Source organism: Halobacteriovorax sp. (assembly GCF_041587335.1).
Taxonomy (GTDB): Bacteria; Bdellovibrionota; Bacteriovoracia; order Bacteriovoracales; family Bacteriovoracaceae; genus Halobacteriovorax.
Genome location: NZ_JBFGYP010000102.1, coordinates 1 through 11,635 on the forward strand (window position 1 = coordinate 1; position 11,635 = coordinate 11,635).

Below are 11,635 nucleotides of genomic sequence, written 5' to 3' on the forward strand. Positions count from 1 at the left end.
ATAAGCTAAAGTGCCTCTTCTCGACATTAAAGACATCTTAAGCTACTAAAAACACGTCTAACACCTTCAATATCGACAGAAAAAGTAGATATAACAGAGCTTGGACCTCCCTTACGACTTTTGAATACTAAGATGAACTTCAACTAAGACTTGGCATGAAGCCATGATACAATTTATTATAATAAGATACTCCTTAAGCTGTTGAGCCTACATGAAAAAACAATCATTCTTCTGCCCACTACCTTGGGTTCATCTATCACTGGAACCAGGAGGGAAAGTTTACAGCTGCTGTAATACTTCTTTCCATAAAGAGCTAGGAAATATCAACAACAATAGCTTTGAGGAAATATTAAACTCTACTTCTAATGAAACAATGAGAGAGAAATTCTCAAATAGAGAAATCCCAAAAGAATGCTCAATATGCGTTGATCAAGAAACTCTAGGGCAAATAAGCCTTAGAGAATCATCTATTAGAAAATTTCCGAGCATCGACTCTACCTCAAAGCCGTCTCTAAAATACTTATCGCTAAGACTCGACAATATCTGCAACCTCAAATGTCGTACCTGTGGACCAGAGCTTAGTACGTCCTGGTATAAGGACTCACTTCAAATGGGAGATAATATTCCAGCAGGAGTAATCCAATCTTTCAAAGATGAGTCCAGTTTTGAAGACTTTATAAATACAATTCCCCAAACACTCGAAGTTCTCTACTTTGCAGGAGGAGAGCCTTTCTTGTCTCCAAAATTCTACAGAGTCCTAGAGAAACTACTAGAGAACAATCAGTCCAATGTTGAGATATTAATCAATACAAATATAACAAAGGTAAAGCTGAACGATAAAGATGGTTTAAAAATTCTGAGTTCATTTAAAAATGTCTATCTAGATTTGAGTATTGATGGAATAGAGGAAGTTGGTGACTACTCTCGAAAAGGTATGAAATGGATTGAAACCAAGCGCCTTATCGAAGAAATACAAGAGCTATATCCTTCAATAAAAATGAAGATATTTCCAACAATATCAATATTGAATATATTCCACATCCCAGACCTTTTCGCCTATTTCTTAGATAATAACATTCTAACCCCTTCAGATATAAGGATTAATACCTTAACACTTCCTGAGTATCTCTGTATCTCCAACCTCCCAGCTCGAGAAAAAGAAATAGTAAAAAAACAAATCAGAAACTACTCGAAAGAACTCTTAACAAAGTTTGATTTTGATTGCTTAACAAGCTTACTCACGCAACTTAACGGAATAATTCAACAGGTTTCAATCGAGTCAAATGACGAGCACTTTAAAACATTTTTAAGCATTACTACTCAATTAGATAAAATAAGAAATGAAGATATAAAAGAAGTTATCCCTGAATTAAAACCTTTCTTCACATAGAGAAATAATAAATAATATCTTCTTACGTTAGAATATATACCGTAAGCCTATAGCAATAAGAAGATAGAAACAGAAATGAGTTGCAATAGAATATACTAACCCATATCTAAATTTTAAAATGAAGTTTGAAAAAATAAATCCCGCAATTGAAGAAGGAATAATAAACAAGAATGCAGTATAAGACATTGCTATAACGAGAGGTAGATGTATTAGAAAGAAAATCACGCCAAAAGTAGCAATTACTTTAACCTCAGATTTAATTTTTTCTTTTAAGATCAATATCAAATTTAAAATCATAATTTGTTGAAATAAAACATCTACTCCTTTCGTGAAGGATGTTTGAAAAACTAAATAAGGATATAGAAACTTTATCTCAGAAAAGTAATTATTTTTTGTCTCTGCTACAGGAAAGTAATAATTTATAGATAATCCTAGCGCTATGAATACTACAAACAAAGCTAGTACATATGCAATTTTTCGATCTTCTAAGAAAGCTCTCCTCACGTTATCGATCTGACTTAATAACCCTGTAGAAAGAATTGGTGAGAGAATAAATAATAGAGAGAAGAAATGCCAATTATTAAAATAATCAATATGATTTGGTTTTAAAAAAGCCTCTGAAATAAAATATGTTCCAAGCCATAGGAAACTCCAAAGAAAGCATTCTCTACCAAGTTTGTAATCGATAATCTCTTCTCTTACTGAATCCATATCAATACAAAAGTCTACAGCGACTATCTAGGAATTTTTGTACTTTCATATTTCTTTAACTTATGACTCCTAAGATAGAAGGACTCTAACTTTGTATAACGCGACTGCCAGTCCATGATGTCTCTGAAAGTTAACCAATCAAGAGTACAGTATAGCCAATCTCTTTCCATTTCACTAATTTGATCAATACTTCCTTCAAAAATATCAAGAGTTGCAAATAGTCGATCAAGTAGCCTTAAAGAGCGTTTATCTTTCCACTCAGGATCAATACTCCAGGCCTTTTGCTTAAATAACTCAATACAAGAATCACAAAGTTCATCTATAAGTTTCAAATTAAGTTTTTCATCTAATGTAAGAGATACACCTTTTTTTCCTAGTAAGTATTCAGCGATAATAGTTGAGTCAAAAATCTTCTTTCCTTCCGTAATCAAGATTGGAACTCTAAGTAAAGGACCATATGATTTTAGAGTTTCTGTCCCCTCAGGAGATAGAGCTTGAAGAGTCTCAAATTCATAATCTCGTCCTTCTAAAAGAAGACGAACTTTTCTAACGTATGGTGATGTAGTTGATCCAATTAGTTTCAATTTTCTTCTCCTAGCTCATTTATTATTTCCTATATATTGTTCCATCGAATTACATATTTGTTTAGATTAAATTAACAAATCTACAGAAGTCTAACTTCAGGCGATTGTCATTAACCTAGGTAAAGTATCAAACTCTATTTAGAATCTCTCTTATATAGTCCTCTATTATTTTATACCTAGAGGGTAATGAACGATTCTTCTTTTGAACTAAATATAAATCTTCTGCAATTATTTTTTCTGGTCTATCTACTAAGTAGGTACTTCTCTTTCCAAAGCTCTCAATCGCAGACCAAGGTAAGATTGTAAACCCAATCCCTTTTGATACAGAGAGTGGAATCTGGGCCAGCTGATTCACATAACTAACAATAGGGATAGACTCACAATCTAATCCATCCAAGTCTGGATTATTAATTTGCTCTAAATATAGAGAGAGATACATTTTTGCATCAGGGTGATTTACAAGACCGCACTCTTTTAAAAGCTCGGCCGTAATACTTCTTCCCTTATAACGTTTAGGAAGAATTAGAAAAAGAGGTTCACTACCTATCTTCTTATAATCAAAAATATTTCGACTTGGGTTATCTGTTACAATTCCAATATCTATCACTCCATTTTCAATATCTTTTAAGATCTTACCATTTGGAGCTGCTTCTATATGAACAACAAGCTTAGAATGCACTTTTTGTAGATCAAGGATTGGAGAATATAACTTTAGCGCTAAAGAGCCTGAACACGACAAGTAACAATCACCTAAGAAAGGGTTATCAAATTTAAGGCTCTCCATTAAGGACTTCTCTTCTTTAAAAAGACTTACTGAGTACTCATATACAAGCCTTCCCTCTTCAGTCAGCTCAAAGCCCTTACCTACTTTTTTAATAAGACTCTTACCGCAAGAATCCTCCAGCTTTTTTATATGCTGACTTACTCCAGGCTGAGTCATATTGAGCTTCTCTGCAGTTTGAGTAAAGTGCCCCACCTCTACGAGAGTTTTAAAAGTACTTAACCATTGATTATTTAACATATTCCCTCACATTATCCACAGCCAATCATAACATATTATTATCATTATAATAAAAAATGATAATTTTATGTTTATACCCATTGGTTCTATACTTATAAGAAAGGAAATAAATCCTATATTAACTAAGAGTCGAGGTTAAAATGACTGAATCAACTTATCCTAGAAGCTTTTCTCATATTGGAATATCTGTTCCAGACGTTGAGGCCGCTGTTAAATTCTATACTGAAGTACTTGGCTGGTATGTCATTATGGAGCCTTCTGTAGTTACTGAAGATGACTCGGCAATTGGCCTAATGTGTACTGATGTATTCGGTCCAAATTGGGAGAAATTTAAAATTGCTCACCTATCAACCGGAGATAGAATTGGAGTTGAACTCTTTGAATTTAAAAACCAAGAAAATCCAGAAGATAATTTTGAGTATTGGAAAACTGGTATTTTTCACTTCTGTGTTCAAGACCCTAATCTAGAAGAGCTAGCAGAAAAGATTGAAAAGGCAGGTGGTAAGAGACGTATGGAAAAGCCTCGCTATTACTACCCTGGAGAAAAGCCATATAGAATGATTTATATGGAAGATCCATTTGGAAATATCCTAGAAATTTACAGCCACAGTTACGAGCTTCACTACTCTAGTGGTGCGTACAACGGATAGTCATAAAAAAGGCCTTCTACATATAGAAGGCCTTTTATTGAATTATTTAAAAATTAAGTTATATCGCATTTGAGCAGTCAGGATTCTCTGGATCAAAATCAGGAATAGGCGGATTCTCAGATGGCATACACGTGAAATTTGAACATGTATTATGGACCTCCTGAGTTTCGCATCTTATAGCACAGGTAACTTTTCCATTAAGATCTAACCCTGTTCTTCTAAGCTTACATACAGTCACAGGCTCTTTTTTACAGAATTCATTTGTTATACAGCTCTGTCCAACTTCCTTACTACAGAGTACTCCATGACTTGGGATATGTTCAGAGCAAGAATTTGAAGTTTCACTACAGCAAGATGTATTACACTGTAAGTCGGAGCTACAACTCTCCCCTACAGGTTTTCCAAAATCGTTTGAACTACTATTTAGCTTAGGAATACAAGCAACACTCTTATCGGCAGTTGAAACGAATTGATCATCATCTCTAACTACTGTATATATTTTTTGATAACTCTTTCTTACATAAGGATTATTTTTATCCATAGGCCAATAGAAATATAACGTCTTATTAAAACGATCTTCAAAGCTTGGTTTTATGTGTTGTCCATTATTATAGTAGAACCATACTTCTTTAATTTCACTTAAAGATAGATATAAGAAATCTTTTGAAGCGGCTGTTCCGTCATCAAAAATGATATTCTGTCTCTCTGCTAAAAACAGTGGCTCAGTATCTACAGATAGGTAATCACTTAAGATATTAAATAGTGGATTATTCCCATTATAATGTTCAGATGTAGGGCAAAAGTTAAATCCTGTTCTTGTATCTATAAAAGGCTTTAACATCTTTCCTAGAGAACGATTTCCACCACTAACGTCTATATTTGATCTAAAGTCTGAGAAGAGATTTAGAGATACTCTCTGCCCATATCGATCTTCTAGTTCACTTTCAATAAGCTTGTTAATATCTTCTTTTCCATCTTGATCTTGATCTAAGAGAAGAGGATCAAATGCTGACCAAACAGTAAAAACTCCTTCTCTATTTCCAAGTCTTGGAAACATAATGCTGTCTCTATCTCCGTATGTATTGCGATCATGGCAAACAGTAAAGTCACTTTGATTAGCCGGAACTGGTCTAGGACTCGTTCTACTACTATAATAAAAGTTACTCTCTATTACCTCTCGAAACTCTCTATCAGATCCATCAATTATTCCGGAAAATAGTAGGCAGTAGTACTTATTAATTTCATACATTCGAATAGCTGATACATCTCTATTGTTTTGACTTATACGCTCTTGAAAAGCATCTGAAACAGCTCCTGTTGTTGATTCAATTTTAAATACGTAACTTTTTCTTCTTTCTAAAGAACTTAAACTTACTGCAAATCTATCTTCTCCTATGAATTGAATAGGTAACTTATTGTTACTATTTCCATCCCATGTATTCATATAACAATTTGGTGTTGTATGACGAGAGTAACTTACTTCATTATGGCACCATGCTTCTAAGTTACCTAAGTCTGGATTTGATAAGTCCCTACCACTAATTGCTACTGAGCCATAAAGAGTTGGAACTTTATCGTTTCTAGATTCACAGAAGTTTAGACAGTTACTGCCCCCCACACTTTTACCATTCTCACAGATACATTGATCTTGATTTATAATTAAATTATCTCTGTCAGGAATATCATCATCACGATTTCCTTCATACTGAAGAAAGTCTATTGAAAACTTCTCTGATTGAGTTTCATTAAATCCCCATATGTGAGAAGCCTCATGAAGTAGTCTCTTTTGAACTTCAAGTGAAGCTGCTCTTAAGTCTCGATCTAAGGTTCCAGCAAAGGACATATAGAAAGCCTTATAAATTTTCACAGAGGGTGGTGTTACGATATAGTCCATGGCCAGTAATCTATTACCTCTATAACCAGACTCATTTGGGAGCTTTATCAAATTATCGTAGATAAGAGCTGTTTCTAATATCTGTCTTCTTTCAGGATAATTAACTAGCTCATGGTAATCAGAAGTTCTCACTAACTCCAAGACTTCATCTGATGCCATTTTTAATATCTTAATCGATTGTTTATATGCAAAACCACCATTACCAGCATCATCTCCTACTCTAAGAGCTGAGACATTTAACATACTAAATAGTATTGTTGATAAAATTAAGAAAATCCTTTTCTTCCTATTATACATTTCTTTCTCCATTGATAGACTCACTTAAAGGGATTAAGTGTACTCCTAAATTATAAACTCTCGTTTTCTTACCAACTTCTAATAAGTCGGCCATTCTAAGTCTGAACTTTTTTATTTCTTCTTTTGCTTTTGGAATATTTTCTTCATTTACTGCCATTGTAATTGAAGTAATATCTCTCTCTAGGTAATGATCTTCTTCCAGTGAATGGATTGCTTTTTCTAGAATTTGTTTTTGAAATTTTCTAAGCCCTGCAGATGCAATGTCTGTTGAACTCGAAAGATGAGTACATGTTCTATAGAGAACCCCATCATCATCCCTATCTAAAATCTCTAGCCTTAATAGCCTTTCAATTGTTAATTTTACTTGTAATTCAGTAATGCCAAGTATTTTAGAAATCCATTTATGATCTTCTTTAAAATTTTCAATATACAATAGTTGAGTTAGACCGTAATTGTGCCATTCACTCATAGCATTAAAGCAGTCTACTGAAAGATCTTTTGTTTTTCTTATTTTTAAGTCTGAATCACTTGTCTTCTCAGTATTTGAAAATATCCCAAAGAGATGTTCCCGTTCCTCTGGACTAAAGGATAAAGCATCTGCAATTTTTAATGCAAATTTAAAAGTGAGACTTCTCTTCCCAGATAAAATACGAGAAACATTCGATGGACTCACACCTACTTGTTTTGCAAATGATCTTAAAGAGTAATTTGGATTTCTCTTAATTTTCTCTGCGAATAAATTTTCTAGCCAAGTTCTTCCATAACTAGATTCTTGAATACTTTCCATAGAAATCTATTAAAGCCTTAAACTATATTTTCGTAAAGAATTTTGGCAACAAAGTGTTGCCAAACAGCAACATGACTATAATAACAATAACTTAGTCAAAAAAAAAGAAAGTACAGATCAACTAGCAATTCACTCTTGACCTTGGGCTATAGTCTAGGCCTTAAAGTATCTCCTAAGGGAGAAAACATGAAGAAATGTATTATTATTGCCCATCCATGGAAGGGCAGCTTTAACCATGCAATAAAAGATCGCCTAATAAAGAAGATTAATGAGAAAGGTTACACAGTAAGAGTCATAGACTTATATGAAGATAACTTCTCCCCCGCTATATCATTAAATGAACTAAAGAATTATAAAGAAGGTCAGGCTCTAGACGCAAATGTCATCCGTTACCAAAATATATTAAAAGAGGTTGACGACCTTATTTTAATTTTTCCAATATGGTGGTACTCAATGCCGGCAATGATAAAAGGTTTTGTAGATAAAGTTATGTTGAAAAAATTTGCATATATAGAGTCTAAAACAGGCTTAGTTGGTCAACTTATCAATATTAAGAAAGTAACTATTATTACAACTTCGCAAGCTCCTACTTGGTACATAAAGTTCATAAAGGGTAACTTTATAGATAAAATATTAAGAAGAGGAATATTTAAAGATCTAGGTATTAAGAAATCGAGCTGGATTAATTTTCCAAATATAAAAACTAGTACTAAGATCAATAGAGCTAACTTTTTAGAGAGACTAGATGTATCAAATTAAAGAATTTTCTGAATTACTAAATATAACAGTAGATACTATTCGATACTATGAGAAAATTGGATTAACAAAATCACCTGATAGAAACTTAAATGGATATAGAAAGTATTCTAATCAAGACCTACATATTTATAAATTTATTTTAAGGTGTAAAAGCTTTAGTTTTACCTTAAAGGAAATCCGTCCTCTGTTAAGATATCTGGAGACAGGGAAGGGAAAGACAAAATCATTCGAGCCTTTCCTAGAAGAGAAAATAATAGAAATTACGAAAAAACAAAAAGAACTACGACTGCTCAAAAAGCAGATCAGTACCATCTTAGAAAGTTGTGTCATCAAGGACTGCTCTTTACTTGACTACCTTTAACATCTAAAGCCTACTGAACTCTTCATCTATATAGAAATTCTTTAAAAGAGAATTAAAGTCTTTGATTGAATTTATATCAATATTAGTTCTACTTCCATTCTTTATAGAGGTATAACGATTATTTGCTATAAACTCTAGCTTCTGCTCACTCTTTCTTGAAATTACCAACTCATTTACAAATTTGGCAGACTTGTGTGTACATGAAAAGTAGTTAGCAACTTGAAAATCAGCTTCTGTGTATTTAGCTTTATCAAATGTATAGAATATAAAGTTAGATTCATTTCTGATTGTATTCAGCTCAAATACATTTTCATTCTCTGAAATAAAATAAGGGATATCACAACCTATGACCTTACGACCATCAAGAGGAACTGGGATATTTGGAGTATATGGACCAAAACCAACATCAACTAAATATTCTTGATTATTAACTTCTACAAGAGTTGCTCTATGTGTTCTGGAGGTATCTAAATCTTTGTTATAAACCACCTTTCCAAGAAAAGGATGGACCTTAAACCCTAGATTCTTCAACAGATAGAAGAATAGTTTGTTATTTTCAAAACAATATCCCCCTTTTTTGTTCAAAATCACTTTATCCAACAAGTAATTTAAGTCTAAATTAATTTCTTTTTTATCACCGTAATATACGGATAAGTTATTGAAACTTATATTTTCATTATGAGAGGAAGTAAGTTTACATAGAAAGTCTATACTAGGTTCTTCTTTAATAAGATTAAGTTTTTCTAAATATAATAAAGTATTAATACGTATTCCTTTGCTCGTTAGTAGACATAATATCGTAGAGAATTGTTAGACAGCAAGTGTACAGTTAAAGTATAAAATTAGTCACAATGAAACATCAAATTAAAGACCTACAAGCAATTTTTCATAATACATTTGGAGAGGAGTACAATATCTCTCTTGAGTATGGTGCTGACGAGCCGTTTTATTACGCAGCAAAGAAAGCGGCTGAGAAAAATATCTTATATTGTAGAGAAGATTTTTATGCATCAGCTCTACATGAAATAGCTCATTGGAGTCTAGCAGGGGCTGAACGTAGAAAGCTAGATGACTACGGATTTTGGTACTCTCCTGATGGAAGAGATCTCGAAAAACAATTAGAGTTTGAAAGAGTAGAAGTAAAACCCCAAGCAATCGAAAAAGCTTTTAGTGAAGCATGTAGCTATCCCTTCAAGGCGAGTGTTGATAACCTATCTCTAGAAAATTACGATCCAAGCTCTTTTATTAACAATATTAATAAGCAATTCAGTATTTACCAGCAAACAAAATTCCCGCTCAGGGCCCAGCGTTTTATCAATGCCTTAGAGCAGTTCTATAGCTGATTAGATTTATTCTAACTTTTAGCTTAGACTAGCTTTATGAAAAAAAGAAACTTTGAACTCCTATACTATTTTATGAATGAAAACGTTATCCTGACAGAAATCAAGAGAACTGATCTTGCAGATGAAACAGATAAGTCAAAGATTTATTCATGGATAAAAATTAATCCTCATACTCAAGAAGCTGAGTCTTTAACGTTTAAGTCTATGCAAGTAGATAATGTAAATGGCAATGAAATCAATGTTAGAACATTTACTGATGGAGAACTTAGATTTGATCCTCACTTTGCAAAGTTCCAGCATAAGGGAGAGGGCTACATCGTAATGAATTGTGATGTAGCTGATGTACCCGCACCATTTTTAGACAAGATTGAATCTTTTATTGAAACTCACTAGTCTTTATTATGCCAAACGACAGAATACAGATCGTGTCTTCTGTCTTTTAAATTTCTAACAGCTCCAGACTGTCTTGCCTCTCTAAGAATATCTAATCTTAAGTCTGCAATGGCGACCATTTCAACATTTGGAGTCGTGTCTGCGGCCACTCCATCAAGAGCAAATGGAAAATCACATGGAGTTAAGATACAGCTCTGAGCATATTGAATATCAACATTATTCACTCGGGGTAAATTCCCCACATTTCCGGCCATGGCAACATACATTTGATTTTCAATGGCCCTAGCTTGGCAACAGTACTTCACTCTACAGTAGGCCTGTCTATTATCTGTTAAAAATGGAACAAAGAGAATATTCACACCTTGATTGGCCAGGTGTCTCGAAAGTTCAGGGAATTCAGAATCATAACAAATCAGAACACCAATAGGTCCACAATCAGTATCTATAACCTTAACTTCTTCTCCACCTTCAATATTCCACCAATATTTCTCATCTGGTGTTGGGTGAATTTTTGCTTGCTCATGAACTTGTCCATCACGAAGACAGATGTAGCTTATATTACGTACTTTATCCTCAACCTTAGTTGGGTGAGAACCTGCAATTATGTTTACGTTATACTTTACAGCAAGCCTTTGAAATAGCTCTTTAATTTGCTCTGTATAACTTGTCATATGTTCAATTGCTACGTTTGCTGCAATTTCCTCATTCTTAATAGAGAGGAGCTGCATCGTGAAGAGCTCAGGAAATAGTACAAAATCAGCTCTATAATCAGCAGTCACATCCACATAGTACTCAACTAAGCTCTCAAATTCCTCAAAACTCTTAATCCCTCTCTGCTGATATTGGACGCAAACAACTCGGACCACATTTTGCTTTATTGGGTCTTTTTCATTTTTTGGAACTTCTTGAAACTCAGGATTCTTCCACATCAAATGAACCCCGTAACCTAGAGAATCTTCATCAGATGGAAGATAGTCTTTAAGGACTCCAATTACTTCAAATCCGTTTCTAAGTTGAAAACCAAGAGAGGAGTCTCTTATCTCTTTATTTTGAACTTTCTCAATATAATCCTCTATAGAAGAGACTTGCTTTCTTTTTTTCTTAAAATTAGGTGCCCTACCCGCAAATACGATTCCTTTAAGTCTATAAAACTTAACTAATCGTTTACGTGCATTATAAAAACGTTGTCCAATTCTATGGCCTCTAATATCTGGATCGACACAGATTTCATATCCATATAGGAAATCACCATTTTCATCGTGAGTTGACCCGTAACCCCCGCCGGTTATACTTTTCCATGAGTGCGGTGCTAGAACAGTCTTTTCACCTAGTAATATACTTGAACAGTAGCCCACAATGGTGTCATTCATAGTCGCTACGAAATGCCCCTCTGGGAAATTAGTAATTTGGCCTCTGATTACATCTTTTGAGTAGTCTTCGAGGTC

The 11,635-nt window shown here is 33.8% G+C and carries 13 protein-coding genes; 6 read left to right on the forward strand and 7 right to left on the reverse strand.

Translation table 11 applies throughout. The annotated features are described in order from the left end of the window. Positions 1-211: 211 nt before the first annotated feature. On the forward strand, positions 212-1,390 hold the full coding sequence (locus ABX784_RS12590) for a twitch domain-containing radical SAM protein (protein ID WP_372655403.1): 1,179 nt from the start codon (positions 212-214) through the stop codon (positions 1,388-1,390). Positions 1,391-1,417: 27 nt separating this feature from the next. On the opposite strand, the gene ABX784_RS12595 is transcribed toward ABX784_RS12590, so the two are convergent. The 3 genes from ABX784_RS12595 to ABX784_RS12605 form a co-directional block, all read right to left on the reverse strand. Then, entirely contained in the window at positions 1,418-2,101 is a 684-nt protein-coding gene (locus ABX784_RS12595) for a hypothetical protein (RefSeq protein ID WP_372655404.1), read from the reverse strand. A gap of 23 nt (positions 2,102-2,124) precedes the next feature. Further along, entirely contained in the window at positions 2,125-2,685 is a 561-nt protein-coding gene (locus tag ABX784_RS12600; RefSeq protein ID WP_372655405.1) for a glutathione S-transferase N-terminal domain-containing protein, read from the reverse strand. 127 nt (positions 2,686-2,812) lie between these two features. Then, positions 2,813-3,706 (reverse strand): LysR family transcriptional regulator, encoded by an 894-nt coding sequence (locus ABX784_RS12605; protein ID WP_372655406.1) that lies wholly within the window; start codon positions 3,704-3,706, stop codon positions 2,813-2,815. A 140-nt stretch (positions 3,707-3,846) separates the two neighbouring features. On the opposite strand from ABX784_RS12605, the gene ABX784_RS12610 reads away from it, so the two are divergent. Further along, positions 3,847-4,356, forward strand: a complete 510-nt coding sequence (locus ABX784_RS12610; RefSeq protein WP_372655407.1) for a lactoylglutathione lyase family protein — start codon at positions 3,847-3,849, stop codon at positions 4,354-4,356. Positions 4,357-4,414: 58 nt separating this feature from the next. Here the strand turns inward: ABX784_RS12610 and ABX784_RS12615 are convergent, their stop codons facing one another. Further along, positions 4,415-6,493 carry a hypothetical protein gene (locus tag ABX784_RS12615; protein WP_372655408.1) on the reverse strand — a complete coding sequence of 693 codons (2,079 nt, stop codon included), beginning with the start codon at positions 6,491-6,493 and terminating at the stop codon, positions 4,415-4,417. Positions 6,494-6,539: 46 nt separating this feature from the next. Then, positions 6,540-7,334, reverse strand: a complete 795-nt coding sequence (locus ABX784_RS12620) for a TIGR02147 family protein (RefSeq protein ID WP_372655409.1) — start codon at positions 7,332-7,334, stop codon at positions 6,540-6,542. A 186-nt stretch (positions 7,335-7,520) separates the two neighbouring features. Between ABX784_RS12620 and ABX784_RS12625 the strand changes: the two genes are divergently transcribed. After that, entirely contained in the window at positions 7,521-8,093 is a 573-nt protein-coding gene (locus ABX784_RS12625) for an NAD(P)H-dependent oxidoreductase (protein WP_372655410.1), read from the forward strand. After that, positions 8,080-8,454, forward strand: coding sequence for a MerR family DNA-binding transcriptional regulator (locus ABX784_RS12630; RefSeq protein WP_372655411.1), 375 nt, complete (start codon positions 8,080-8,082; stop codon positions 8,452-8,454). Before ABX784_RS12625 ends, ABX784_RS12630 begins: the two co-directional genes overlap by 14 nt. Before the next feature lie 3 nt (positions 8,455-8,457). Here the strand turns inward: ABX784_RS12630 and ABX784_RS12635 are convergent, their stop codons facing one another. Further along, a complete protein-coding gene (locus ABX784_RS12635; RefSeq protein WP_372655415.1) occupies positions 8,458-9,252 on the reverse strand; it encodes an arylamine N-acetyltransferase in 795 nt (264 codons plus the stop codon). Positions 9,253-9,305: 53 nt separating this feature from the next. Between ABX784_RS12635 and ABX784_RS12640 the strand changes: the two genes are divergently transcribed. Then, positions 9,306-9,797, forward strand: coding sequence for an elongation factor P hydroxylase (locus ABX784_RS12640; RefSeq protein ID WP_372655412.1), 492 nt, complete (start codon positions 9,306-9,308; stop codon positions 9,795-9,797). 36 nt (positions 9,798-9,833) lie between these two features. Continuing rightward, a complete protein-coding gene (locus tag ABX784_RS12645) occupies positions 9,834-10,190 on the forward strand; it encodes a hypothetical protein (RefSeq protein WP_372655413.1) in 357 nt (118 codons plus the stop codon). Here ABX784_RS12645 and ABX784_RS12650 read toward each other — a convergent pair. Further along, on the reverse strand, positions 10,187-11,635 hold a 1,449-nt coding region (locus ABX784_RS12650), incomplete at its 5' end, for a carbon-nitrogen hydrolase family protein (protein ID WP_372655414.1). The genes ABX784_RS12645 and ABX784_RS12650 overlap by 4 nt on opposite strands.

Bases quoted from the DNA above. Each gene is read 5' to 3' on its own strand.
- ABX784_RS12590 (WP_372655403.1), top strand. From the start codon at position 212: ATGAAAAAACAATCATTCTTCTGCCCACTACCTTGGGTTCATCTATCA.
- ABX784_RS12595 (WP_372655404.1), bottom strand. From the start codon at position 2,101: ATGGATTCAGTAAGAGAAGAGATTATCGATTACAAACTTGGTAGAGAA.
- ABX784_RS12605 (WP_372655406.1), bottom strand. From the start codon at position 3,706: ATGTTAAATAATCAATGGTTAAGTACTTTTAAAACTCTCGTAGAGGTG.
- ABX784_RS12610 (WP_372655407.1), top strand. From the start codon at position 3,847: ATGACTGAATCAACTTATCCTAGAAGCTTTTCTCATATTGGAATATCT.
- ABX784_RS12615 (WP_372655408.1), bottom strand. From the start codon at position 6,493: ATGTTAAATGTCTCAGCTCTTAGAGTAGGAGATGATGCTGGTAATGGT.
- ABX784_RS12620 (WP_372655409.1), bottom strand. From the start codon at position 7,334: ATGGAAAGTATTCAAGAATCTAGTTATGGAAGAACTTGGCTAGAAAAT.
- ABX784_RS12625 (WP_372655410.1), top strand. From the start codon at position 7,521: ATGAAGAAATGTATTATTATTGCCCATCCATGGAAGGGCAGCTTTAAC.
- ABX784_RS12630 (WP_372655411.1), top strand. From the start codon at position 8,080: ATGTATCAAATTAAAGAATTTTCTGAATTACTAAATATAACAGTAGAT.
- ABX784_RS12640 (WP_372655412.1), top strand. From the start codon at position 9,306: ATGAAACATCAAATTAAAGACCTACAAGCAATTTTTCATAATACATTT.
- ABX784_RS12645 (WP_372655413.1), top strand. From the start codon at position 9,834: ATGAAAAAAAGAAACTTTGAACTCCTATACTATTTTATGAATGAAAAC.